General features: G+C 45.9%; 24 protein-coding genes and 2 pseudogenes. 12 read left to right on the plus strand and 14 right to left on the minus strand.

Annotated elements, in window-relative coordinates:
* The 7 genes and pseudogenes from AACX38_RS16655 to AACX38_RS16685 form a co-directional block, all read left to right on the plus strand.
* A pseudogene (locus AACX38_RS16655) lies at window positions 1–481 on the plus strand (phage tail tape measure protein); the annotation flags it as partial.
* Window positions 481–813, plus strand: coding sequence for a phage tail protein (locus AACX38_RS16660; protein WP_228865002.1), 333 nt, complete (start codon window positions 481–483; stop codon window positions 811–813). The pseudogene AACX38_RS16655 and the gene AACX38_RS16660, both read left to right, overlap by 1 nt.
* Before the next feature lie 11 nt (window positions 814–824).
* A complete protein-coding gene (locus AACX38_RS16665) occupies window positions 825–1562 on the plus strand; it encodes a phage minor tail protein L (RefSeq protein ID WP_228865003.1) in 738 nt (245 codons plus the stop codon).
* 2 nt (window positions 1563–1564) lie between these two features.
* Complete coding sequence (locus AACX38_RS16670) at window positions 1565–2287, plus strand: C40 family peptidase (protein WP_228865004.1); 723 nt, start codon at window positions 1565–1567, stop codon at window positions 2285–2287.
* A gap of 48 nt (window positions 2288–2335) precedes the next feature.
* Window positions 2336–2749, plus strand: a complete 414-nt coding sequence (locus tag AACX38_RS16675; RefSeq protein WP_099122398.1) for a hypothetical protein — start codon at window positions 2336–2338, stop codon at window positions 2747–2749.
* 56 nt (window positions 2750–2805) lie between these two features.
* The gene (locus tag AACX38_RS16680; protein WP_228865005.1) at window positions 2806–3381 is read left to right on the plus strand and encodes a tail assembly protein; all 576 of its coding nucleotides are present in this window, start codon (window positions 2806–2808) and stop codon (window positions 3379–3381) included.
* Window positions 3382–3398: 17 nt separating this feature from the next.
* The gene (locus AACX38_RS16685; RefSeq protein ID WP_228865006.1) at window positions 3399–6032 is read left to right on the plus strand and encodes a host specificity protein J; all 2634 of its coding nucleotides are present in this window, start codon (window positions 3399–3401) and stop codon (window positions 6030–6032) included.
* Between the two features lie 28 nt (window positions 6033–6060).
* Here AACX38_RS16685 and AACX38_RS16690 read toward each other — a convergent pair whose 3' ends face one another.
* Entirely contained in the window at window positions 6061–6486 is a 426-nt protein-coding gene (locus AACX38_RS16690; protein WP_228865021.1) for a type II toxin-antitoxin system VapC family toxin, read from the minus strand.
* Window positions 6486–6740, minus strand: a complete 255-nt coding sequence (locus AACX38_RS16695; protein WP_099111885.1) for a type II toxin-antitoxin system Phd/YefM family antitoxin — start codon at window positions 6738–6740, stop codon at window positions 6486–6488. The genes AACX38_RS16690 and AACX38_RS16695 overlap by 1 nt, the downstream gene beginning before the upstream one ends.
* 345 nt (window positions 6741–7085) lie before the next feature.
* Between AACX38_RS16695 and AACX38_RS16700 the strand changes: the two genes are divergently transcribed.
* From AACX38_RS16700 to AACX38_RS16715, 4 genes and pseudogenes are all read left to right on the plus strand, one after another.
* On the plus strand, window positions 7086–7415 hold the full coding sequence (locus tag AACX38_RS16700; protein ID WP_228865007.1) for a SymE family type I addiction module toxin: 330 nt from the start codon (window positions 7086–7088) through the stop codon (window positions 7413–7415).
* 140 nt (window positions 7416–7555) lie between these two features.
* Complete coding sequence (locus AACX38_RS16705) at window positions 7556–7912, plus strand: SymE family type I addiction module toxin (RefSeq protein WP_228865008.1); 357 nt, start codon at window positions 7556–7558, stop codon at window positions 7910–7912.
* A gap of 84 nt (window positions 7913–7996) precedes the next feature.
* Window positions 7997–8243, plus strand: a pseudogene (locus tag AACX38_RS16710) (type II toxin-antitoxin system RelE/ParE family toxin).
* Window positions 8244–8295: 52 nt separating this feature from the next.
* A complete protein-coding gene (locus AACX38_RS16715) occupies window positions 8296–8580 on the plus strand; it encodes an addiction module antidote protein (RefSeq protein WP_228865009.1) in 285 nt (94 codons plus the stop codon).
* Between the two features lie 273 nt (window positions 8581–8853).
* Here AACX38_RS16715 and comJ read toward each other — a convergent pair whose 3' ends face one another.
* The 11 genes from comJ to AACX38_RS16770 all read right to left on the minus strand — a co-directional run bounded on the left by comJ (window position 8854) and on the right by AACX38_RS16770 (window position 22670).
* Entirely contained in the window at window positions 8854–9333 is a 480-nt protein-coding gene (gene comJ, locus AACX38_RS16720) for a competence protein ComJ (protein WP_228865010.1), read from the minus strand.
* A 114-nt stretch (window positions 9334–9447) separates the two neighbouring features.
* Window positions 9448–9861 carry a hypothetical protein gene (locus AACX38_RS16725; protein WP_228865011.1) on the minus strand — a complete coding sequence of 138 codons (414 nt, stop codon included), beginning with the start codon at window positions 9859–9861 and terminating at the stop codon, window positions 9448–9450.
* A 269-nt stretch (window positions 9862–10130) separates the two neighbouring features.
* Window positions 10131–10658 carry an SMI1/KNR4 family protein gene (locus tag AACX38_RS16730; RefSeq protein ID WP_099122406.1) on the minus strand — a complete coding sequence of 176 codons (528 nt, stop codon included), beginning with the start codon at window positions 10656–10658 and terminating at the stop codon, window positions 10131–10133.
* Between the two features lie 125 nt (window positions 10659–10783).
* The gene (locus tag AACX38_RS16735; RefSeq protein ID WP_228865012.1) at window positions 10784–11089 is read right to left on the minus strand and encodes a hypothetical protein; all 306 of its coding nucleotides are present in this window, start codon (window positions 11087–11089) and stop codon (window positions 10784–10786) included.
* A 302-nt stretch (window positions 11090–11391) separates the two neighbouring features.
* On the minus strand, window positions 11392–11832 hold the full coding sequence (locus tag AACX38_RS16740) for a hypothetical protein (RefSeq protein WP_228865013.1): 441 nt from the start codon (window positions 11830–11832) through the stop codon (window positions 11392–11394).
* Between the two features lie 274 nt (window positions 11833–12106).
* On the minus strand, window positions 12107–12433 hold the full coding sequence (imm45, locus tag AACX38_RS16745) for an Imm45 family immunity protein (RefSeq protein WP_228865014.1): 327 nt from the start codon (window positions 12431–12433) through the stop codon (window positions 12107–12109).
* A gap of 2 nt (window positions 12434–12435) precedes the next feature.
* Entirely contained in the window at window positions 12436–17088 is a 4653-nt protein-coding gene (locus AACX38_RS16750; RefSeq protein ID WP_228865015.1) for an RHS repeat-associated core domain-containing protein, read from the minus strand.
* Between the two features lie 10 nt (window positions 17089–17098).
* Window positions 17099–17455: a DUF4150 domain-containing protein gene (locus AACX38_RS16755; protein WP_099111914.1), complete on the minus strand. Its 357-nt coding sequence runs from the start codon at window positions 17453–17455 to the stop codon at window positions 17099–17101.
* Window positions 17448–18665, minus strand: coding sequence for a DUF2169 family type VI secretion system accessory protein (locus AACX38_RS16760; protein WP_228865017.1), 1218 nt, complete (start codon window positions 18663–18665; stop codon window positions 17448–17450). Before AACX38_RS16760 ends, AACX38_RS16755 begins: the two co-directional genes overlap by 8 nt.
* A gap of 15 nt (window positions 18666–18680) precedes the next feature.
* The gene (gene tssI / locus AACX38_RS16765) at window positions 18681–20849 is read right to left on the minus strand and encodes a type VI secretion system Vgr family protein (RefSeq protein WP_228865018.1); all 2169 of its coding nucleotides are present in this window, start codon (window positions 20847–20849) and stop codon (window positions 18681–18683) included.
* A gap of 648 nt (window positions 20850–21497) precedes the next feature.
* Entirely contained in the window at window positions 21498–22670 is a 1173-nt protein-coding gene (locus tag AACX38_RS16770; protein ID WP_228865019.1) for a benzoate/H(+) symporter BenE family transporter, read from the minus strand.
* A 95-nt stretch (window positions 22671–22765) separates the two neighbouring features.
* On the opposite strand from AACX38_RS16770, the gene AACX38_RS16775 reads away from it, so the two are divergent.
* Entirely contained in the window at window positions 22766–23329 is a 564-nt protein-coding gene (locus AACX38_RS16775; RefSeq protein ID WP_228865020.1) for a helix-turn-helix domain-containing protein, read from the plus strand.
* Between the two features lie 39 nt (window positions 23330–23368).
* On the opposite strand, the gene AACX38_RS16780 is transcribed toward AACX38_RS16775, so the two are convergent.
* Window positions 23369–23800 carry a hypothetical protein gene (locus AACX38_RS16780; RefSeq protein WP_099122414.1) on the minus strand — a complete coding sequence of 144 codons (432 nt, stop codon included), beginning with the start codon at window positions 23798–23800 and terminating at the stop codon, window positions 23369–23371.
* Window positions 23801–24046: the final 246 nt, after the last annotated feature.

The following is a 24046-nucleotide window of genomic DNA, read 5'->3' on the forward strand; positions in this document are numbered from 1 at the left end:
GGGTAGCATGGGGGCCAGCGCATTGTCTTCGGCGGGGGGTAGCCTGTCTTCGGTGGGCTCTGGCACCACCATAACGCCGGATGTCTGGAAGAGTCCCATCATGAATGCGAAAGGCGGCGTTTATCAATCGACGGATTTAAGTCAGTACAGCGGGCAGGTGGTCAGTCAACCGACGCTGTTTGCGTTCGCCAAAGGGGGCGGAGTGATGGGGGAAGCCGGCCCGGAAGCGATCTTGCCCTTAAAACGCGGTGCTGACGGTAAGCTGGGGGTTCAGGCCACCGGCAGTACGGGCCACCAAACCTTTAATTCCGTTCATATTGTTATCCATGCCGAGGGGACGCATGACACGAAAACATCCCGTGGTGCCGAGTCTGCGGGTCAGGATATTGCGAAATTTGTTGATCAGCGCTTCAAATTTTTACTGCATAAAAGTCTGAGTCAGGGTGGTGAACTCAGCGCGGCGATTAAAGGAGGACGATAATGATAAAAACCTTTGATTTTCCTGTCAGGGTGGGCGCGAGTGGCGAGTTTGAGCCGGTTGTACGTACTGTTCAATTCGGTGATGGTTATCAGCAGACCTCCGGCAATGGGATCAACGCGCAGCGCGAAAATTGGCCGGTGTCTTTTGTCGGGACGTTGTCTGATATCCAGCCGATTATCGCTTTTTTGCGTGAGCATCAGGGCTGGCGCGCATTTAAATGGCGTAATCCGCTCTCTGAACCGGGATTGTATCAGGCCGGAAAATTCACTGTTCAGGCTAATGGCGCTTATTTCACGCTCTCTGTGACCTTCACCCGTATCTATCATCCGTAAGAGATCTCATCATGACCCTGAATGCAACACTTCAGCGGCTTGAGCCGGGAAGTAAAATTGTCTTATTGACTGTCGATGGTTCGGTATTTGGCGGACCTGTCTTGTACTTTCACCATCATCCTATCCCGTATACCGAGGCTGAGCTGGAAAATAGCGGGAACTTACCGGTGAAATCGCTTTGGTGGCAGGGTGTAGAATATAAACCGTGGCCCGTCAGTATCGAAGGGCTGGAAGTGACCAGTGATGGAAGGGCGGTAACGCCGACTCTCAATGTGGCCAATCTGGACGGCACGCTCAGTGCATTGTGTCTGGCGTATCAAAACATGGTGCAGGCGCGTGTCACGATCCGCATGACCTTTGCCCATTATCTGGATGCGCGTAATTTCCCTGATGGCAACCCGCAAGCCGATCCGAAACAGGAAAAAATCGATGTTTTCTACATCGACAGCAAAACGCAGGAAGATAACGAAAGCATCCAGTTTTCGCTCTCTTCTCCTGCCGATTTACAGGGAATTAAAATTCCGACCCGGCAAATTCACAGCCTGTGTACATGGTGCATTCGCGGACAGTATCGCCAGTCACCGTGTGGCTATACCGGCACCCGTTATTTTACTGAACGGGGCAAACCGACCAATGATCCGGCCTCGGATGCCTGTGGAGGGTTAATGAGTGACTGTAAAAAACGTTTTGGAGATACAGCGCAATTGCCCTTTGGCGGGTTTCCCGGCTCGGCATTGCTGAGGCGCTAACCATGACAATACTGAGAAAAGCGACCACCCGTGCCATGATGGCACATGCCCAAGCTGCCTACCCGAATGAGTGTTGCGGGGTAATTATTCAGCAGCACCGCCGACAGCGTTATCTTCCCAGTCGCAATACCGCCTCGTCACCCACTGAACAGTTCTGTATTCACCCGGAGGATTACGCGGCTGCCGAAGATCAGGGCGAGATTATTGCCATTGTTCACAGTCACCCCGATGCGACGACACTGCCGAGCCCGTTGGATATCGCCCAGTGTGATCTGTCACAAACGCCATGGGTGATTGTTTCATGGCCGGAAGGGGATATTCGTACCCTGATGCCCCTGTCCGGCATTAAGCCCTTAGTAGGACGCCCGTTTGTACACGGCATTTGGGATTGTTATGCCATCGTGCGTGATTGGTACAAACTGGAACGTACGCTTGAACTCCCTGATTTTGACCGTACCGATGGCTGGTGGACTCGGGGCGAAAATCTGTATATGAAACAGTATGCCGCTGCCGGCTTTGTCGCCTGTCGCGGTGAATTACAGGCAGGGGATGTGATCATTATGCAGGTACAGGCGAATGAACCTAACCATGCCGGGGTTTATCTGGGTGATGGCCTGATGTTGCACCACCTGTACGGGCAGCTCAGTAAGCGAGAACCCTATCATGGCTACTGGCAGGAACGCACAATAATCGTATTGAGGTATAAAAGTTTTATGATTAATTAGCCTATTATGGATAATCTTAAGATGTTTTAATTACAAGGATTGATTAGTATGAAAAAAATAGCTGTAGTGGCAATGATTTTTAATCTCGTAGGCTGCGCAACCACTCCAATTTCCAATGAAGCAGCAAAACTAGTGCCAGAAAAGCAGATAATACAGCATGATTTATTGGTCAAAAAAGAAGGAACAGGCAAGGTTATAATCAAAAGAGATTCAGGTCTTTTAGGAAGCCCCTGTTCATCCCGAATTTATGTTGATGGGAAAGAAATTGCCCGCTTAGAACCAAAACAGAAAATAGAAATATATCCCGAGATAGGTAGTCATATTTTTAGCGCACAACCAGAAGGGATATGTGTTGGTGGTATGAGCGAGCAGGAAGGTAAAGTTACAGAAGGTAGGACATTGATATATCGGATCGGATATGGTTCAAGTGGTGATTACGGTATTTATCCAACTGCTTTTTAATGAAATAGAGCACCATTTGTCACCCGCTTCGGCGGGTTTTTTATTGGAGTAACTGCATGAATAACCTAAGAACTATTCGATTATACGGTGTGCTCGGTACCCGCTTCGGTCGGGTACATAATCTGGCTGTCTCTACCCCGCAGGAAGCGATCCGGGCATTATCCGTGCGGATGAAAGGATTTGAACGCTTTCTGCTGACTGCCAAAGAGCAGGGGCTGACCTTTGCCGTGTTTAACGGAAAACGCAATATCAGCCGGGAAGAACTGGTGTTTTCCGGGCAGGACGATATCCGCATTGCTCCCATTATTATCGGCAGTAAAAATGCCGGTGTCTTTCAGACTATTCTGGGCGCAGTCATGGTGGTGGCCGGCGCGTTCTTGTGGGCAACGCCGTTTGGTGCGCCGATGGTCATGTCCGGGGTGGGCATGATGCTGGGTGGCGTGGTGCAGATGCTCTCACCGATGCCGGGCGGACTGGCCCGGCGCGAAGATCCCGACAACAAGCCCTCCTATGCGTTCGGGGGACCGGTGAATACGGTTGCGCAGGGCAATCCCGTGCCCATTGGTTACGGCAGACGCCGTATCGGCGGTGCCATCATTTCAGCGGGTATCTATGCTGAAGACCAACAATAACGCGCTGAGGATGAGGTATGGAAAAGCAACCTATTCAGGGTAATAAAGGCGGCAGACAGCAGCCGCGCACGCCGGTGGAAGCGCCGGACTCCCTGCAATCCACGGCCTATACCAAGATCCTCCTTGCCCTCGGTGAAGGTGAATTTGCGGGAGAACTGAATGGTCAGCGGATTTTTCTGGATAACACACCTCTTGTTGGTGCTGACGGCAAACCTAATTTTGAAGGCGTTAAATGGGAATTTCGTCCCGGCACGCCCCATCAGGCGTATATCCCCGGGATGCCGGCGATTGAAAATGCCCGAACGGTGAGTGCTGAACTGGTCAATTCGTGGGTCACGACGGTCACCAATACCCAATTGTCAGCTGTTCGCCTGCGGTTATCGTGGCCCCAGTTGCAGAGGCAAAAGGATAACGGGGACACGGTGGGCTATCGCATTGACTATGCCATTGATCTTGCTACTGATGGCGGCGCTTTCAAGGAAATCCTGAAAACGGCTGTAGACGGCAAAACCACCACCAAATACGAACGTTCCCACCGGGTGGATTTACCCGCTGCTTATTCGGGCTGGCAGGTGCGCCTTCGGCGGCTGACACCCAAACAGAACAGTAACCGGATCGCGGATGCCATGATGGTGGAAGCTATTACTGAGGTGATTGATGCCAAATTAAGCTACCCGGAAACAGCCCTGTTATTTGTTCAGTTTGATGCCAAACAGTTCCGCAATATCCCGCAAATCACCTGTGAACCGAAGATGCGCATTATCCGAGTGCCCGCCAATTATAACCCGGATAGCCGCCGCTATTATGGCAGTTGGGACGGCACCTTCAAATGGGCATGGAGCGACAATCCGGCCTGGGTGCTGTATGACCTGATGATCAATGACCGATTCAGTATCGGCACCCGGGTGAAAGAGGAAAACCTGACGCTGGCAAAATGGGATCTGTACACCATCGCGCAATATTGTGATCAGATGGTGTCGGATGGTGAAGGTGGCGAAGAACCCCGTTTTACCTGCAATGTGTATATTCAGTCACAGGAAGATGCCTGGGCGGTGTTACGTGATATTGCGGGGATCTTCCGGGGGATGACGTTCTGGGCCAATAATAACATGAACGTGCTGGCGGATATGCCCCGTGACAGGGATTATCTCTTTACGGGGGCCAATGTGCGTGATGGAAAATTCACCTATGCCAGTGCCAGCGAGAAAACCCATTATTCTACGGCGATGGTGAGTTGGTCTGATCCGAAGAACGGCTATCAGGATGCGATTGAGCCGGTGTTTGAACATCGCCTGATACGCCGCTATGGTATTCGACAGGCTGACATTACCGCCATCGGTTGTACCCGCCAGAGTGAAGCCATCCGGCGTGGAAAATGGGTGCTGCATACCAACGAACATGACCGAACCGTCACCTTCACCGTCGGACTGGAGGGGCACATTCCTCTGCCGGGTTACCTTATCGGCGTGTCGGATAACCTGCTGTCAGGGCCGGGAATGAGCGGGCGTATTCAGGCTGTGACGAGGCGATATATGCTCACGTTGGATCGGGTGCCATCAGCAAAATCGGGGGACTGGTTGGTCGTCAACCTACCCTCCGGTAAAACAGGAAAGGATCTCATTACCGCAATCAACGGACAGGACGTTTCCGTGAGTAGCGGTGGCTATGCTTATTCAGATCTCCCGGAGGCGGGGGCCGTCTGGTCCATTGAATCCAGCTATAGCGTGGAACACCCTTTCCGAGTGATGGGTATCAAAGCAGGGGAAGACGGTGTCTCGTTTGAGATTACGGCAGTTGAGCATAACCCAGACAAGTATGCGCTTATCGACAGGAACACCCGTATTGACGAACGCCCCGTGGCTACTCTTCCACCCCGTGTTCAGCCGGCCCCGAAAAATATCCGCATCGACAGTGATTATTCGATTAATCAGGGCATTATCACCACCACGTTGCAAATCACATGGGATGCCGCCGACAGTGCCGTGGCCTATGACGTCGAATGGCGTAAAGACAATGGCAACTGGATAACGGCACCCCAGACAACCGCCCGGCGTCTTGAGGTACCGAACGTCGATGAAGGACGCTATCAGGCGCGAGTCAGGGCGATGAATGCCGCGGCAATCTCCAGTATTTGGACGACCACACGGGATACCCTGCTGGAAAGACACACAAGGCCGCCATCGGAACCGCAGTTTCTCCAAACCACGCCGCTACTTTTTGGTATTCGGTTGGATTGGGCTTTTGTCAAGTCAACAAATGTCCTGCTGAAAACGGAAATTTGCTACAACAAAAGTGGAGAAGAGGATGACACGTTGCAGTTCGCTGATATTGCCTATCCGCAGCGCACCTACACGTTGCAAGGGCTGGCAGCGGGGGAGAAATTTTACTTTCGGGCACGGCTGGTGGATAAATCAGGTCATGCTTCAGCGTGGACGTCGCTGGTCAGTGGTCACGCCTCCACCGATACCCGCTGGATAGTGGAGGCCAGTCGGGCTCATTTTCTGGATGCAAAAACCGGTCGGAGCTTACAGGAACAACTTGCTGAACAGGCCAGAGTCGATGCGCGTTACAAGCAATCGGCTGCGGAAAATGCGCAGGCCATTGAGAAATTGCATAACATGCTGAAAGATCTTCAGCAACGCACACGATAATCCGCTAACAAATAGTTTCTGGCCACCATTATAGACTCGATTCCCACGGATTGAGGATTGTTACTCCTGAGGCTTGAAAATCGGCTACATTACGCGTGACTATCGTCATACCATGCACAAGTGCTGTTGCTGCAATCAGCGCATCACGCTCGCTGCATCTGTCTGGTACGTGCAATCGGGCGCAGCGTTGTGCTACGGCTGTATCGACAGGCAAGGTTCGTTCAGAGAACTCCGGTAAGACATGTTGTTCCAGCCACGCCCGCAGTATCGTCCCCTGTGTGGCATCCTTACGCTCAATCAATAAAATGCCAAGTTCTAATTCCATAATGGTGATGGCGGAGACAAAGAGATCGGCGGCATCAACTTTTTCAGCCCATGCCGCTACGTTAGGATCAGCCTTCCCAGCCCGAATTTTGCGTAGCTCGGACACGACATTGGTATCAAGTACATACATCATGAGAAATCAGCCGGACGAGTGCCGATAGTCACGGGCTGGGGTTCAAACTCAATGTCTGCAACGCCCGGCATCGCCAGCGAATCGGCAATGTTGCGATGCTGCTTTGTCAGCAGACGGTATTCTTCGATGCTCAACAGCACATGCGCAGGCTTGCCGCGATCGGTGATGAATACCGGGCCGTTTTTGGTTGCTTTCTTCGCACGGGTCACATCCTGATTCAGCTCCCGGCTGGAGAGCGTTGTAATAGTCATGGTTGTAGCTCCTACTTAAATTCACTATATAGGTACATTACTACATTATGAATAATAGTGCAAAGTTTGTTCGCTTTGCCATTTTCCCAAATGGTGGCGGGTTATACGGCTGTTGGTTTTACCACTCTTTGATGCCCGGTATAAGGCAGCTATTCCGAGCCGATAGTCAATAGAAATGGAATACATTTGTTGTCGTTATTTTGCGAGCCGCTTTGTAAAGGTCATTTTTGTCAGTGGCATGTTATTTGGGCGGGGGATAGAGTGGCGGTGAAAATTTAAACGCGGTTTTAACGTGCTGGAAACACGCTAAAACCGCTAACCACAACAACTACAGGATTAGTTATTATGGCTGACACGCATTCTACTGCAGGCACTCGCATTTACAAAATTTCCCAACCGGAACGTTATCAGAAAGTGGTTTACCGCCCCAATGGGATGAACCGCTCGATCCCTGCCATCAATTTAAGCGGAAAATGGTTGCTGGAAGCTGGATTTTCCATCAATGATCCTTTAAAAATCAGAGTAATGCCCGGTTGTCTGATCATCACGACTCAGAATTTTCATGAACTGTGGCACTGCTTAAAAAGCCTAAATGAAGGCGAATGGGATGATATCGCCGTGGCACACTGGCTACGGCAATTCCCCGGAAAATTAAATAAAAAGCTGCCGAAATAAACGCATAATGCTATGTTTTATCAACTAAAACACAGTATTGAACGCGACTGCGTAAGCTGTGCTTTGCACTTAAAATGGCAAAAATTTTCTTTTACGAAGCCGCTCGCATTTTATTTTATGAATCAACAAAGAAGGAATCTATGGAGCTTAGATTTTCTACTGAAAACGCTGAAAAACCGGAATGTGTATTACGTGGTGATGATATGCAGCAGATGGGATTTACGCCCAATACTTTGTTTGATATCCAGCAATATCACAACGGATTGATATTGACATTGGCGAAGCCGGACGATGATCCAGCAGCCCTGTTCCGCGCTGTGGAAAATGATCCGAAGCAGGGCATTGATTGGGTGCGTGATAGTGGCGAACTGTATCTGGCGGGCGATTGGTTAACCGAAACCGGTTTGTTGGATAAACCTGTTCAAGTTGCTTTCGGTTACGGCAAAATTATGTTGATGACAGAGTCTGACCTGCCTGAATCGTGTAAGACATTTTAATTTGCTGATTGTATTTATGTGTTAACTATGGTTGACACATCGTATTGTTTATATACAATAATGATATTCGCTTTAGAGGTGAGCATGATAACCATTGAAAGGACTCAATATTTTGAAAAATGGTTCAAATCCTTAAAAGACCGGATAGCCAAAGCCAAGATCTTAATCCGAGTTGAAAGAATGGAAGAGGGCAATTTTGGTGATGTTGAACCTGTGGGAGGTGGGGGTTTCGGAACTCAGAATAGATTACGGGCAAGGCTATCGTGTCTACTTTGCTAATAAAAATAATAAAATCATATTATTGCTCTGTGGTGGAGATAAAAGCAGCTAGCAGGCAGATATAAAGAAAGCCAAACAACTTGCGAAAGAATGGGGATTTTAAAATGAAAACAGCGCCAAAAAAATTCGATGTTGTGGAGTTTTTAGAAACAGAAGAAGATATTCAGGCATACTTAAATGCCGCAATCGAAGAAAACGATACAAAATATTTATTTAAGGCGTTAGGCAACATTGCCAGAATAAAAAATATCAGCCAACTTTCTAAAGAATCAGGAATAAGCCGAGAGGGTATATATAAGGCGTTATCCGGCGAAGGTAATCCATCGTTTAATACGGTATACAAAATATCAAAAGCACTGGGTTTGAAACTGCATTTCACTGGAACTTAAGCAACTCTCTTTTTTACACTAAAAACTGTCAATTATCCGACATTCTGCACTGAATTTTCATTTTTAATTAAAATTCAACATCCATGTAACATTATATAATTTGTTAAAATTAAATATATAAATACGGAGTGTTATATTTAATATTATTTAGAGTGAACAGTTGTCTAATAATAAATCAAGTCGTGATAAAGTAAAAAAACAGAAACTACTTTTAACACGACTTGTAACCTATGCTAAATAAGCTTATCAATTTAAAAATTAACGTGATATTACTTAGACTTTTCCTTCTTGAAGAGGTTTGTTTTTTTCTCCTCCCCACGGGTCATCTAACATATATTTAGTATCAACCTTAATTTCAGATGGGACAAAAGTTAATTTATAAAAAACTTCATCTCCTTCACATACTTCATAGTATAAGCTATAAAGCGTTTCTTTAAGGTCTAAATCAATCTTAAATTTTTCAGTAGCTGACGCTATCTCCAGTTTATTTTTATCTGTAACATAAAAAGGAACAACCATACACCGCTGAACCAGAGGGTCCATATTAAAATTTTCTTCCAAAGTTAAGTGTATATTCGTGCCAAAAGCGTCATCTGGTAAAGGATCGAATACAACATAATCTTTGTGGAGAATAGCTCCTTGTTTTATGTTTTCACCTCCCCACTGACATAGCTTTTCATCAAATGGTCTTGAGCGAACCTGAATTTGGTTATGTGATATCAATAAATCGACTACTTGTGTATTACTTTTCATTCTATTACCTTAATTTTAATGTAAATAAAATTATTAATTATCGAATATTCATCACGATAAGAATAAGAAAACCCGAAAAAGTAAGGAATTTTTACGGCTTTAAATACCAATTTATTATCTGGTTTTTTTCACTGATTCTATCCATTGATGAAAGCATTTCCTCTGTTCATCAGGAGAAACCGCAACATCTTTATCTTCAAAGTCAAAAGTGCCGACTAAATCCTCACGAGTTGCTTCTTTTCCTAAAGTATGCTCATAAGCGGCCATACCTAAAGCCATATCTCTAGCCATACCAGATGGATAGACATTTATTTTTGCTCCTTTGCAAAGGAAAATAACATCTTTCAATTCTTTTCTTAGTTTGGCAAAGCAAGCAAAAAAATCTAAACCAGAAAATTCTCCTTGGTAGATATCGGTAATAGAAATTCTCAAAAAACACTCTCTTTTTGCAGTAGAAATTAGAGATAATTTTGCATTTTCTTTTTTGCTGTTCATTATCACTTTAATTTCAGTTCTTCGTTCCTTCATTTTTTTTCCATATCAATTGAAATTTTAAATACTGTAACCTATAAACACTATGGAATATATGCTACAAAATGATAAAGCTAAAACACTGGCTGCGATGACACCCAAATTATCTGGTAGTAGTACCAACGCCAGCAAGGATCATTCAGTGAAATTAAGCTAAGGATAGAAGACTTGATTGGTGACTATAAAAACTGCTAACTAAAAGCAGGGAGTGAACCTGCTATTAAAAGAATAAGGTTGTAAGATTAAGGAATCTTTCCAGCTTATTTTTAAATGGTAATAAATTCTATATTATTAGGTGGAAAACTATCAGGAAATGACATGCACTTGAGATTTTTGGATAAAATACCTTCTAAAAAATCAGTGAAGTTTTCTTGCCTATATTCAACTTCTGGTGCCCTTGCAGCAATAATGGCTACACTCCATAGCTCACAATTATCTGATGATGCAACCCAAAAGATATAATCACCATTTTCAGTAATGCCTATAGGAAGTAATCCGTTATTATTAGGATGAAAAATAAACGGATAGTAATCTGGATCAGATTCAACAAGAGAAGTAAAATCCTCAATAATCCATTCCTTCTGCATGAAAAAATTCAGATCATCATCTTCGCTAAATGGGTTAAAAATAGTGATGAAATCGGCAACTCTGCCTGTACCATATAGAGTGATAAAATCCTTATAATCTTTAGGGAAAGAATGTAGATCATCTATCAGTGGCCATTTTTTATCCTGACCATTCTCATTTGGATGGATAGGCAAGGGTAATATATTATTTAAACTTCTCATGTTCATTATTTATACTCCCGGATAATTAAGAACTATTACATATTCATAGAATCAACCTGAGTACTCTATCCTAAATAAGATTGATATTCTTCTTCAATAGTTGAGGTGAATATAGGCACGTATTAATAAAATTAAGATAGGAGCTGAGTAGCTTTATCCTGTAGCTCGATTCCTATATCTTCAATTTCATTTAGCATTTTTTCATAATACATCCCCTCTCTAAACGAAAATGCACCATACACATCCACGAAAGCAAGAGCTAGTTTCTTAGGTATTTCTGTTTTCTCGTGATAGAAATCAATTAAAAAATCTAAAGCGTGATAAAGTGTCTCTATTTCATTCATAGAAAAAGAACTCTTTGTTCTTAGCCTTACAGGTATAGAATTTTCACCTAATAATTTATCAAATACTATATTTTTAGCTATATCTTCATTCATTGATGTCATACCATTGCCAACATTTGGTTATTTTATCTGGAAGTCTTCTACATTCTACTCATATTTCTTTAGAGAATGCAGTATAACTTTCTGCTAATTCAATTAATTATTCATACTAACCATTAGTTACATTAATGCTAAATACAGTGACTTGGCAATTTTCACATGTAGTTTTAGCCGCACCAAACTCCATCAGTACAGTATTGAACTAATGTGAGGACGAATGAGGATTATCAGGTGGGGTGATGATAAAAAGCCGGGAGGTCATTCGGATCTTTCCGGCTGTTTTTCAAGCTACTTAGCTATGACAAGTATTCGTTAATTTCGGCTTCAATACATGCACTGAATGTTTTTTCTATGTCAATTACTTCTTGACATTCTGTATAACAATATATTTCAGAATCTTCATTATTTCTATCTGTAAATAATAATGATGTATATCCTTGGTGCATCAAGAAAGCAAACATATCTGCAGGTGGTGCTATGTTGTATTGATGCATAAGAGCCAAAGTCTCCTCATTAATTTCATCTAGCTCAGCATAACATATTGATGTTCCTGCTTTGAAATCACCCGCATCTACTCCCATGAATTTTAAATATATTTTATAAAACTCTGGTAATTTTCCATATTTTTTTTCTAATACATTAAATTGATTATCATCACAACCAATAATTGAAAAACCTCTTTTCCTTAAAATACAGGAAAAATTCGTTACTAATTGAATGTATTCATCTTTATTCATCAACTAATCTCACTTGTTTTTATGTTTACTATTACAATTGAATGCATAGTTTCGCATTGTTTAATAAAACATTAGCATGATTTAAATATTGGCAATTCGGAGTAAAGATTAATAGTTAATCAAACAACAAAACCAGCATTAGCAAAAATAGCTCAGTGAAATTAAGCCGCGAATGCGGGAACTGATAGGCGACTACAAAAGCCGCTAAGGGCAGGTAATGAACTGCTCTTAAAAAATAAAGCCGGAAGATCACAGGGATCTTTCCGGTATTTATTTAGTTAATTGCTAATGGAGGTGAATAATGTTCCATAATATATACATCATTCACATCACATTCTGGATAAATCCACTTACTCCAATTACATATTACCCATTCTTTCTTTAAAGCTACTTTATCTATATGTTCACTCTCATTGGGTAATTGAATTAATAATAATCCTGCTTTATGCCCAGTAGATACAACAAGTCCATGACGAGAATAGTCATCGGGAATATTCACCACTAAAAGATCCACAAAATCTTCATATGGCCAGACAGCAGGGAATCTGAATACACATCCTCTAGATATACTGTCAGATTTATAATCAACAAGTTTTATCATAATTATTTTACCTTTAAATCATGTCCGCCACTTTTATCAATACTATTAGGGATATCATTTAATTTCATATCTACTTCACCTAAATGATTTCCTCGTTTTTGAGCAACTTTTTCAAATCGGCCATGTTGTGTATCAACAGAATAATAATATTTATTATCCTGATATATTATTCTTCCTTTATTTAATTTCTCGATGTTTTTGGCTCTTTTCCAGTTGTTTTCTTTGGCTACACTTTCTGCCATTTCTCTTACTACCGGAACTCTTTCTTGTACAGGTAAGCGAACAAGGCCTTTTTCAAACTCTGCAACTGTTTGACCATTAGGTAAAGTAGGACATTTTTCCAGCCCGAAAGGGTCAACAAAATTGACCGGATTATTCACATAGCCGTAAGGATTAAATCCGCCCAGCAGCCCGATGGGGTCTGGCGAGATATATTGCCCCGTCTGCGGCGAATAATACCGGAAACGATTATAGTATAACCCGCTTTCCTCATCCTCATACTGGCCCATAAACCGTAGATTACAGTTTACATGATAATCTGGGTTATTGGAGGCGATAACCTGAAAGCGATCTACTTGCCCCCATGTTCTTAGCCGCTGCGCCCATATAAGCTGGCCTTCTTCATTGAGCATCTCGCGCGGCGTACCTTGATGGTCACTGACAATATAGTGTAGCTTGCATTTTTCAAAGCGTGCTGATGGCGTTAATGAACCGGGTTCATATAACCAGCGAATACGTTGACTTTCCGCTAGAGTACCATCAGCGTAAATCGGTGTTTCTTCAATAAGTTGATCACCGCTCCATAGGTAATCCTGCCCTATGATAGTATCGGCTCTCGGTGCTAAATCCGGTTTGCCTGCCAGCCACAATTGTAAATTAGCCGCTGCCAGTTTACCATCATGCACTTTTAGTTTTTGGAGACGCCTGCCAAAAGGGTCATATTTATACTGCCAGCGTGAGCCATCTGGCGTTTCGCAGTGGGTGAGCTGATTCTGGGTATCCCAACAATAACGCCAGATTTGCGGACGGAATCCATCATGTTGTTCGGTTTTTTCTACCAAACGCCCATTGTCATCATAACGATAACGAATATCTCCTTGTTGTACCACGCGTCCGGCTTGCTGGCGTTGCTTGATTTGTGCCATTGCCCCCAGCGCATCGGTCGGGATATGTTGGCTTAGGTTTCCGTTGGCATCATAGCTGAATTGCTCTTCATGCGGACGCGCACCCTCGAACAGGGTGTGTAGTATCTGGTCGTTAGTATTGTAACGGTAGCGGGTTTGCCCCCAGCGGCTGTCGTCAATCACCCGAACATTATGGGCTCGGTCGTATTGCCAGCTTCGGTTGATGGCTGTCGCTTGTGGCGGGAAGTGCGGGTCGTTTTGTGCCAGAGTTTCCCTGAAAAATTGCGTGGCCTGTCCTGCCGATTGATGTGCCAGCAGGCCGGTTGCGGTGTAGCGACTGGCAAGGATAAAACCGTTGGCACTTTCGCGCACCGTTTCCCGCCCCAGTGCATCATGCTGGAAGGTCAGTGGTGCATGCTGGTTAAGCTGAAAGTGATTCAGACTTCCTGACAGGTTATAACCGAAATGCAGGGTATTGCCATCCACACTTTCGCTGACCGGACGCCCGGTCAGGCTATCCCACTCACGGGTAATTTCCCGACCATTGATGCGTTCGCAGATTGGCAAACCGGTGGTTTTATCATACTCATACTCGACGGTAGCATCGGCGTTAGTGGCTTTCACCAATTGATACCGTTTGTTGTATGCATAAGTCGTGGTGGCTTTAAGCACTAACCGGCCATCTTCCGGTTGCCAGCTTTCCTGTTTTATCAGTGAACCGGCAGCAGAGTAGTGCCAACGTAATTGTTGACCATCCGGATATTGTGACTGAATACGGCGGCCCAACTTATCGTACTGATAAGTAATGGTACGCCCGGTGAAATCAGTTTCTCGGATAATTTGCCCGGCGGCATCCCGCTCATAGCGATAGGTTTCACCGGTGGAGGCGGTGACAGAATTCAATCGGGTCAGACGGTCATAACCAAATCGTAATACCGTACCATCGGGGCGGGTCACCTGATTAAGCAGGTCAAACGCGCCATAAGTGTAGCGTGTGGTACGGCCTTCGCCATCAGTTACTGCCACCACGCGCCGTTCACTGTCATAAGTGAGTTGCTGCGAGGTGCCATCTGGAAGTTCTACTTCGGTCAGGCTGCCATTCAAGCTGGCATGGTCATCGCTATAGCGGTAGTGGGTCTGTTGTTTAAGGGCATCAGTGAGTTGACGCAGACGGCCGAGCTCATCCAATTGTAGGCCGGTGGTTTGACCATCCGGCGTCATCACTGCGGCCAGTCGCTGCTGTTCGTCGTAGGCGTAATGCCACTGACGACCATCCGGCAGCAGGCGTTGGCGTAATTCACCGTGGAGGCCGTATTGGTATTCTTCTTTATGTCCAAGCGGATTAGTCAGTGCTGTTAGGTTGCCCTGCTCATCATAGTGAAATTGCCAGCGTTCGCCTGTTGGCAGGATACTTTCAGTCAGTTGCCCGTGTTCGTCATAACCGTAATAAAAGGTGTCGCCGGTCGGCAGCTTTACTTCGGTCAATGCACCGTCAGGATTGTAATCAAAGGTGGTGATAGCGCCTGATGGATCAGCTTCCCAGACAATTTGGCTGTGGTGCCACTGGCGGCGGGTAATGCGCCCCAACGGGTCAACTTCGCGGATCACCAGACAGTTGTTATCGTAGTGATGTTGGGTTTCACCGCCCTCCGCATCAATATACGTGGTGATACGGGCGTTATCGTCATAGCGGAAACGGTCGTTCCAGTAGCCACTGGTGGTGGAGGTTGTGAGCACTCGTCCACGATCATCGTAAGTAAGGGTAACATCGGTTTGATCGGTATCGCGCCAGCGGATCATCCGCCCCTGTGCATCATATTCATGCCACAGATGGTTATGCTGGAAAGCTTCGCATTCGCTCAGATAGCCTTGTGGACCATAGTGACAAGTGACCAATCGCTGCTGTTTTTTCTGTTCAAGATAATCCAGTGTTTGGAGTTGTTGATCCTGATAACCTAGAATCAGCCGGAAACCATCGGTACGTGTGACTTCAATGAGTTGCGACTGTTTATCGTAGATAAATTGGATCGCATTTTGGCGACGATCGGTGATCGCGGATAATTTACGGATAGATCCGACGGCATGATTGAAGTGGTAGGTAAGCTGGGACTGGCGATCGGTCAGTTGTAGCTCACCCGTTAATTCCCCGGTTAATATGTAATGAGGAATATGCTGATTACGGGCGAGTACCTGATTTTCTGGTGTGTTGTAATCATAAATCACGCCATCAGCATCGGAGAAATTCACTTTTCCAGTGGTCAGCATCAACTGACGTGACCAGTCATCCGCCCATTTCGGGCCAAACAGGCCACCGTACTTAGCGGTGGAACGATAGGTGCGGGTCAGGGTGATGGGTAACAGCCCAGAAATGGCGATAACCGGCCAGACTTGCAGGAAGTCACCGGTGGCCATATCGACAGGTTCGCCGTTTACGCTACAGGTGCCATTACAGCTACCGTCTTTGTCGGTAGATTTGTTCTCAACGTGGTCTTCTTTAGCGTTTTGGGGTTTATTGTGTGAGGGAGTAACAGTTTTCGGCGGTTGGCCTTCGATTTTCGCACCTTCTATGATTTTGACTTCCTCGGTAAGCAGTTTTTTTTCAACTTTGTTCGCCGCAGAAGCTAATTCATTCACACCCTTTTGGATAACGCGGTTTTTTCCAGAAGGTAAACCAATCACCTCGGCAACTTCAACGTCAAATATTCCTGCTTCTTGTGCTTGGTTGCTGGCCTTAGCTTTCCAGTCGTTCAGATTAAATTCCCCACTTTGCTTTTTCTGAAGTTCTGCGACTTCACGTACCGTCTTCGCTTTTTCAGTTTCGCCATATATTTCAAGCCATCGGGCTGAATCCTCTGAGTCTTTGGCACTTTCAAAATAAGCGCCTTGGATATAGGATTCTGCTGTGTTAACCACGATATTATAGGCACCTTTGACATGCCCTTTAGCCCGTTCAACCGGATGCTTTAACCCTTCAATATGATTAATCGCCTTTTCTTTCGTCCAATCAACGACATCATTTTTGGCTTCCACCATGGCTTCCCACGCTTTTGTCTGCCAATTTTGTTCTTCCGGTGTTTCGGCTTTGGGGATAAGGTTGGCTTCTGCCGCAGATCCTGATGCCGGAGCTGCCTGCGCAGTAATTATTCCGGTGGTGTTTCCTGTTCCTGTGGGGCTGTCATCTCGTGGTTTTTGAGGCAACGCAGCATTGGGCTTGGGGTGGCTGTCTTCTTCCTCCTTATCTTCATCCCATTCTTTCTTTGGAAATTCACCACTTTTGAATTTTTCAACGGTATCTTGAGCTGTTTTCTTAAAATGCTGAGCTCTAAAATCAGCCTCTAACTGATCGTAGTAAACGTCTAATTCCGGATCGTCTCCGTAATCACCATAAAAAATAGAGCTTTGTCGGTATAATGTATCGCTATTGTTTAGCGCTTGCTCAGCCTCAGCCTGTGTGCGAATGTTAAATTCTTTACAATATTCTTCGGCTCTAACAGCGTCGCTCTTCGGTGTGACGACTTTTATATCTGACATGGTTCCTTCCTTATGCCCCATTCATCCAGAATTTATCCCCGTGACGTAGCACCAGCTTGTTACCGGCGCGTACCGTGCGGGTGTGCTCTAATGGATGACATTTGCCACCAACGGTGCCACTCTTAACGCCATTTGCCACGCCCGGCTGGTCACCGAGTGTGGTGGGTACAAAACTGCGGGCAAACACCACGACCGGCATGCCATTGGCCCGCACGGTTTTTTCCGGTGCTGAACTGTCCGCCAGTTTCGCCACCACCGGATAAGGGATGGGGGGGGTGGCAGGTCCTATCGGGGTTTTACACACGTCCGGCAGCATACCGATAATCATCCAGGTGCCTGCAGTACGGGCGATGTAATTATCAGCCATCCGTTTTCTCCTCTTCCAATGGTGCCATTTTCAGCAAGGGGGCATCCGGGTTGATTTCAAACCGGGCTTCGGCGACCCGTACAGGCAGGGAGGCTTTAAAATTCAGTCGGCAGGTTAGATGCAGTGTTCTGGCCTCGCTGTCGATAATTAACGTATCGAGGCGCATCGGCACAGGTAACAGAATCCCGTTTTGCATGCGCAACAAAATGAACGGACGATGTCCGGGCAGTTTGACATGCAGGTCACTGTGGGGCGTCAGGCCACTTAGCGTGATGGCGATATCCGTGTCCGGCCAGTCGATTTGTTGGTCAGCCGGTGCGCCGTTCCAGTAACCGAAGTCAAAATCTTTCGGCAGGTAAGGATGGCGATGCTCCAGCCAGTCGGCATCGTAAGTCCCGGCAAGCTGGCGGCGGGGCAACCACGGGCGACCGATAAACCCCATGCCCTGTGATTGGCAGGCGGAAGTATCAGGCGGTAACGTGCCAGCCAGTTGCGCTGTAAAATGCTCGGCAGTGAAAGGGGCATCTGACTGGATGATACGCGGGGCAGGGTAGCGGATGAGCTTTTTGGCACTGGCGTACCACGGGGTGATAAATCCCGAGCCCAGCGGATTGGTTTCACAGACTGCGTGAGCAACAGGCGCATTTTTCCCGTCCGGGTGTTGCTCACGCTGCTCCGGTGTCAGACAATCACGTTCATTAAGCAGCTTGCTTGCTTTATCGTCTGCCTGAATTTTGCACTCACCCCCGAAAGCGTAGCGATAATCCAGCGGCAGTGTGGTAAAGGTTTTTGGCTCAGTCAGTTGCCAGTTACCGCTGGCATCACGGATAAACTCCCGCTCACCGGTGACGGTCAGGGTTTTGTCGAGTAAGGGGTGACCCTGCTGGGTTTTGACCTGCAACCGCACGGGAAATTCAGTGCAAGGTCGGTTATCCGGCGCATAGGCTGTGCCATTAACAATCACATCACAGCGCGGTTTAGACGGCGCAAGGTCACTCTCCTGCAATACTTGAGAAGCATTCATCTGCCCGCGATATTCATCCTGTAAACACAACGGTGGAGCGGGCAGCAGTTCGGCGACGTATTCCCCCTGTCCGGCGGGCATCAGCTGGTAGCCAATTTTCATGACCGCCACGTGATGCTCGGTATCGTCGACATCGAACATTTGGTAGTTCATCACCGCAAAAGGGGTGAGGTTACGAAATTCCATCTCAGTCTGTCCTTGTTAGTTCAGGTCGATGTCTTTACCAGTGATTTGTACCGGGCCACTGGCCTCAAATTTGAATTCACTGCCCTGTATGGTGATTTTGCCTGAGTTGTCCATCCGCAGGACGCTGGCACCACATTTCAGCTCAATCACATCACCGGCATTAATGGACAGGGTATTGCCGACCGCAATGGATTTATGGCTGCCGACCTGCTCAGTCTGGCTGGCACCGACGGTGGTATTCATGCTGGTGCCGACAGTCAATGCGTAGACCATGCCGATGGTTTCCGTGCTGGTCATTTTCACCATTTCGTTTTTGTGCTCATTCACCTTGATGGTCTGGTTTTTCTCCACGGTTTCGCTGTGGTTGGCCAGTACATGGGTATCGCGGTTATTGAGCACTTTGGTGTTCATGTCTTTCTGTGCGTGCAAATCCAGCCGCTCACTGCCCTTGGCATCTTCAAACAGCAGTTCGTTATAGCCTTGTCCCTTGTGGGTTTTGGAGCGGAAAGCCATCTGAGTTTTGCTGCCCGGTAAGCTCCCCGGTGGAATATTGCTGGCATGGTAGGTACGTCCGGTGACTATCGGCTGGTCGGGGTCGCCGTGCAGGAAATCCACCACCACTTCCTGCCCGATACGTGGAATAGCCAGCATGCCCCAGCCCTGACCCGCCCACGGCTGACTAACCCGTATCCAGCAGGAGCTTTGGTCGTCGCTCTTACCGTATCTGTCCCACGGGAATTGCAGACGCACACGACCGTACTGGTCACAGAAGATTTCTTCCCCTGCCGGGCCGACTACTTTGGCGATTTGCGGACCATCAATCACCGGCTTGGGTCGTGGAGCCGGGCGCCAGTTCTGGTTTTGGCGGATGAAGGTGAAATGACTGTTCAGTGTGGTGCCAGAGCCTGAGTTGGTGGTTTCCAGTGCCTGCGGTTGACTGCCGCTGTGGCTGGCGGAGACGGTCTGCCACGACTGATTCAGGTCTAACCGGGGATGGTTATCGAGAATAAACAGTTTGCCCGGTTGCAGGGCGATGGCGTTGCCGCTGCCTTGCCCGGTCTCTGCGTCGCTGCGCAGAGCTTCCAGTCGGTAGCGGGTAAAATCTTTGCCATGAGCCTCGTCTTTAAAGCGGCCCGGATAGTCGTAGTGCTCGTAATACAGCTGTTGCAGGTTTTCATCCCGCATCTGTTGCTGAAATTCCGCTGGCCATGCCGGGTTCTTGAAGGTGTAATCCTTAAGCTGTACCTGAGCCGGGCGGACCTGAGCGCTGCTGGTCAGGCTGCTGAGCGCGGGCTCACCCAGCGTACTAGCCTCACCGGGCTGATAGGGCAGGCGTATGCCCGGTGGCACAGAGCCGCAGTCGTCAGCGAATACCAGCGTGTTGCGCCCATTACTGCATTCGAAGAAGTAGAAAATGCCCTCTTCTGCCGTCAGCCGTTGCAGGAAATCGAAGTCACTTTCCTGATACTGTACGCAGAATTCGCGTTCCGGGTGCGGGTGACGCAGGTTGAATACCACATCGCGGATGCTGTGTTCTTTGAGAATTGTCGTGATGATGTTGGCGATGTTGAGCTGCTGGAAGATGCGCGAGTTCTGTCGTAGTGTCGTACGCCACAGGTCAGGGCGGATACTCATCCGGTAGGTGGTTTGGTGCAGTCCGGTGTTGCCCTGTTCAAAGCGGGTGACGATGCCGGTGATGCTGCGCTGTTCGATACCGTTTTGCAGAATGGTCAGTGTTGCTGTGCGGTCAAGCACCAGCGGGAAACTAATGGCGGGAATGGCGCTCGCCAGCCCCACTTCTAATGCAAAGGGATGCGAGAAGTGTTCGTTCAGGCTGAAGTCGGTAACCACAAAGGTCTGTGCCGGCAATCCGCCTGCTGTCAGGGTGAATAACAAGCCGCTGGGGTCAGCGCCACCCAGTAATCCCAATACCTGACCGGCTTGCTGTAACAGCTTGCCTGCCGATGAGTTACCCATCGAAGTCTGGGCTGCCATCCCGGCTTTTTGTCCCGCGCCACCGGCAAAGCTGCCACCACTGATGAGGCTACCGGCACCGGCTGCAGTATTACCGCCTGTCCCGGTCAACAGGCTTTTGGCCTGTTTTGCCATTTGTGCAGTTTGCTGTCCTTGCCCCAACAGCGCTTTTCCTTTCTTTAATGTTGTGGCGTGTTTTTTCACTGACATCTATTCTGTCTCCCTGAGATGATGGAATGTTATGTAATAGGCCATCCTGCCTGATAACAACACAGGCCATAACATTCGGGCACAAGAGTTAAATTTAACTCAAATTGTCTTTGATAAATTCGTCAATTAAGGATGTAATCCGTTATTTTTCTATAAATTGAAGGGTTGCTGTTATCCAAATATATCGGCGGAACTGTGATAAAAAATGGAAGGCAATAATAAATAACGGATGGGTAAAGGCCAAATAAAATCAAGTGGAATAAAAACGACATCTGACAATGGCAGTGTAAAAAATTAAAATGATTGCGGTTGAAAAACAATATCTTTATATAGCGGATATGATTAGTGCATAGAACCGATTAATATCCATAAGGAAAAGGTGTTTATATCTGTAATCTACTGATAATAATACAAAAAATAAAATGGTGGTTTTGATAGAACCATGATCATTTGCATTTCATGAGATAGATCACAAAAAAGATGATTTTAGAAATAAGAGCTGGAATCACATAATAAGATCCAGCTATTTATTAAAAATAAAAGTTAATATTTAGGTTGGGTCACGCCTAAATGTAAATAGTAAAATTAATATCTGGCATATTTAGAAATATGAGGACTAAGTCATTTAGATTTCAATGCTACTCTACCTCAGAGTCTTTTTTTAAATATCTGGTGTGTAATAATTCCGCCAACCAGCCCCCAGAATGCTGAACTGATACCCAGTAAATTTGCGCCAGATGCTGTTATTAAAAAACAGATAATTGCTGCATCTCTTGCGCTTTCATCCTTTATTGCCTGACTTAGGCTGTTGGTGAAAGTACTTAATAAGGCTAATCCAGCTAGAATTTTTATTAATGAAGCTGGAAAACTGCTAAATAGATAGAAAATGACTCCACCAAAAATCCCGGCCAGTAAATAAACAAATCCTGCACTGATAGCGGCAATATATCGCTTATCTGGATCGGGATGGACGTCATCTCCCATACAGATAGCCGCTGTAATTGCTGCAATACAGATACTAAATCCCCCGAAAGGAGCCAGTATGATTGTCACTAATGATGTCCAGATAAGTAATTGAGATGTACGGGGTGGATATCCTGCAGCTTGTAGGATTGCAATTCCCGGTGCATTTTGTGATGCCATGGTGACGATAAAAAATGGAATACCTACGCCAATCAGTGTCGTGATGTTAAATTTTGGCATGACAAATTCAGGCATGGAAAACAGGATGTCTTTGCCTGTTAAGTTTAAATCTCCATTGAAAATACAGATAATTAACCCAGCCGTAAGCGTTGAGATTATTGCGTATAATGGAAGATAACGGCGAAAGATTACGTAAATAAGCAGCATGATGCCACACAGCCAAAAGTTGGATTGCAGCACTGAGAAAGCATCCAAGCCGAAACGGAGTAATATTCCGGCAAGCATTGCGGCTGCGATGGAGTGCGGAATGTAGTTCATTAGCTTGGTAAATAATCCGGTGACACCGCATATCAGCATTAATGCTGATGCAAAGACAAAAATGCCAATGGCTTCATTGACTGAAGTGTGCGGGAAATGTGTTGCCAAGAGTGCAATTCCCGGTGTTGACCAAGCCGTTAGAATGGGTGTGCGGTAATAAAGTGATAATCCAATTGTTGTGATCCCCATTCCGACGCCAAGCATGCCTAACCAGGCACCAATTTGTGATGGTTCAACACCAATGGTCGTCACTGCTTGGAGAATGATTGCAACTGAACTAGCATAACCAACTAATACTGCAACAAAACCTGTAACGAGGGTTGATGGGGAGAGATCCCTAAAAAATGATTGCTTAGGCATAGGGTGTCACCTATCGGATGTTATAGCAGACGATGGTGAGAATATCATCGTCCGTTATAGCATTCAATCATGTATTTATCTTTGAGAAGGCACCAATGAGTGATATCACATCTAAAATTGCCGAGACGTTTAAGTTATTAAGAGCTTCAAGAGGAGTGAGTCTCAGTCAGGCTGCTAAGCTGACTGGCGTCAGTAAAGCAATGCTTGGGCAAATTGAACGAGGTCAGTCAAGTCCGACAGTGTCTACATTGTGGAAAATTGCAACAGGTTTTAATGTTGTGTTTTCTACTTTTCTGGAAGGAACAGAGCCTCAGCTACAGCCTGCATTACATCGGTTTAATGAATTACCAAGCTTTGAACAAAATAATTCAGGTATGAGTGTAAAACCGCTCATTCCTTTTGATGATGAATTTTTCATCGATTTATTCAAAATAGAGTTAGCGCCAGGAGCCTCAAGTGAATCTACTCCTCATGAGTCCGGTGTCGTAGAGCATGTTATTGTGCTTAATGGAGAGTTAGATCTGCGTATCAATGATGAATGGCATAAAGTTTCATCCGGTGAGTCTATGCGTTTTTCTGCTGATTGCAGCCATGCTTACGCGAATTCAGGTGATGAGGTTGTGGTTATCCATAATCTTATTCATTACCCTCATAAGTAACCGGAATGAATATGGCGACTTAAATCGCCATATTTTGACTTATTTGATGTCTGATAGTGTCTTGGATGCAGGTAGTGTCACATTGGCTGCTTTTGGGTGCAGTGTGTACATACCGCCATTGAAAGGGTCAACGACCAGCCAGCCAATTAAACCACCAAAGACGAAATTCCCGCCGATATACCATCCATTCGCTTTAGCGACTAATGGCAGGGTAACAGATTGAAAATTTTCTTTTGTGAAGGTAATTTGATATGTCTTACCGCCAAAATAGTGGCCGGTTGATTTTGCCAGCATGACACTTTGTGGGGTGTTACCACGTGTAATTTCCTGACCGGTTTCATCTTTGATTGAAAACTCTGCGCCAGAAGGTTGGCTATTAATTTGGACAAGCTGAGTCTTTTCACCAACGATAGTCGCACAGCCGCTGCAAAGCATCACAGCGGAGAGTAATAATACACAAATTTTATTCATGAATAATCCGTAAAATAAAGACGATAATTAAATATGCGGCTGATAATACTAATAATATAAGGAGGTATGCAATAGTTTTAATCTATTTATACGGTGAATATAAAACTCAGTTTAATAGTGATAATTTTTTACTCAAAATGTAATATAAAAATAAATTAATCTATTTTCAGATAAATGTATAAATGAGTAATATCAGTTGAAGTTAAAACAGCATGTTATGTCATCAGTATTTACACTGATTAAATA

This window comes from Xenorhabdus sp. PB30.3 (assembly GCF_963895965.1).
Taxonomy (GTDB): domain Bacteria; phylum Pseudomonadota; class Gammaproteobacteria; order Enterobacterales; family Enterobacteriaceae; genus Xenorhabdus; species Xenorhabdus stockiae.

Excerpts from the sequence above, each read along its gene's own strand:
- AACX38_RS16660 (WP_228865002.1), top strand. The coding sequence starts at position 481 with ATGATAAAAACCTTTGATTTTCCTGTCAGGGTGGGCGCGAGTGGCGAG.
- AACX38_RS16665 (WP_228865003.1), top strand. The coding sequence starts at position 825 with ATGACCCTGAATGCAACACTTCAGCGGCTTGAGCCGGGAAGTAAAATT.
- AACX38_RS16670 (WP_228865004.1), top strand. The coding sequence starts at position 1,565 with ATGACAATACTGAGAAAAGCGACCACCCGTGCCATGATGGCACATGCC.
- AACX38_RS16675 (WP_099122398.1), top strand. The coding sequence starts at position 2,336 with ATGAAAAAAATAGCTGTAGTGGCAATGATTTTTAATCTCGTAGGCTGC.
- AACX38_RS16680 (WP_228865005.1), top strand. The coding sequence starts at position 2,806 with ATGAATAACCTAAGAACTATTCGATTATACGGTGTGCTCGGTACCCGC.
- AACX38_RS16685 (WP_228865006.1), top strand. The coding sequence starts at position 3,399 with ATGGAAAAGCAACCTATTCAGGGTAATAAAGGCGGCAGACAGCAGCCG.
- AACX38_RS16690 (WP_228865021.1), bottom strand. The coding sequence starts at position 6,486 with ATGTATGTACTTGATACCAATGTCGTGTCCGAGCTACGCAAAATTCGG.
- AACX38_RS16695 (WP_099111885.1), bottom strand. The coding sequence starts at position 6,740 with ATGACTATTACAACGCTCTCCAGCCGGGAGCTGAATCAGGATGTGACC.
- AACX38_RS16700 (WP_228865007.1), top strand. The coding sequence starts at position 7,086 with ATGGCTGACACGCATTCTACTGCAGGCACTCGCATTTACAAAATTTCC.
- AACX38_RS16705 (WP_228865008.1), top strand. The coding sequence starts at position 7,556 with ATGGAGCTTAGATTTTCTACTGAAAACGCTGAAAAACCGGAATGTGTA.
- AACX38_RS16715 (WP_228865009.1), top strand. The coding sequence starts at position 8,296 with ATGAAAACAGCGCCAAAAAAATTCGATGTTGTGGAGTTTTTAGAAACA.
- comJ (WP_228865010.1), bottom strand. The coding sequence starts at position 9,333 with ATGAAAAGTAATACACAAGTAGTCGATTTATTGATATCACATAACCAA.
- AACX38_RS16725 (WP_228865011.1), bottom strand. The coding sequence starts at position 9,861 with ATGAAGGAACGAAGAACTGAAATTAAAGTGATAATGAACAGCAAAAAA.
- AACX38_RS16730 (WP_099122406.1), bottom strand. The coding sequence starts at position 10,658 with ATGAACATGAGAAGTTTAAATAATATATTACCCTTGCCTATCCATCCA.
- AACX38_RS16735 (WP_228865012.1), bottom strand. The coding sequence starts at position 11,089 with ATGAATGAAGATATAGCTAAAAATATAGTATTTGATAAATTATTAGGT.
- AACX38_RS16740 (WP_228865013.1), bottom strand. The coding sequence starts at position 11,832 with ATGAATAAAGATGAATACATTCAATTAGTAACGAATTTTTCCTGTATT.
- imm45 (WP_228865014.1), bottom strand. The coding sequence starts at position 12,433 with ATGATAAAACTTGTTGATTATAAATCTGACAGTATATCTAGAGGATGT.
- AACX38_RS16750 (WP_228865015.1), bottom strand. The coding sequence starts at position 17,088 with ATGTCAGATATAAAAGTCGTCACACCGAAGAGCGACGCTGTTAGAGCC.
- AACX38_RS16755 (WP_099111914.1), bottom strand. The coding sequence starts at position 17,455 with ATGGCTGATAATTACATCGCCCGTACTGCAGGCACCTGGATGATTATC.
- AACX38_RS16760 (WP_228865017.1), bottom strand. The coding sequence starts at position 18,665 with ATGGAATTTCGTAACCTCACCCCTTTTGCGGTGATGAACTACCAAATG.
- tssI (WP_228865018.1), bottom strand. The coding sequence starts at position 20,849 with ATGTCAGTGAAAAAACACGCCACAACATTAAAGAAAGGAAAAGCGCTG.
- AACX38_RS16770 (WP_228865019.1), bottom strand. The coding sequence starts at position 22,670 with ATGCCTAAGCAATCATTTTTTAGGGATCTCTCCCCATCAACCCTCGTT.
- AACX38_RS16775 (WP_228865020.1), top strand. The coding sequence starts at position 22,766 with ATGAGTGATATCACATCTAAAATTGCCGAGACGTTTAAGTTATTAAGA.
- AACX38_RS16780 (WP_099122414.1), bottom strand. The coding sequence starts at position 23,800 with ATGAATAAAATTTGTGTATTATTACTCTCCGCTGTGATGCTTTGCAGC.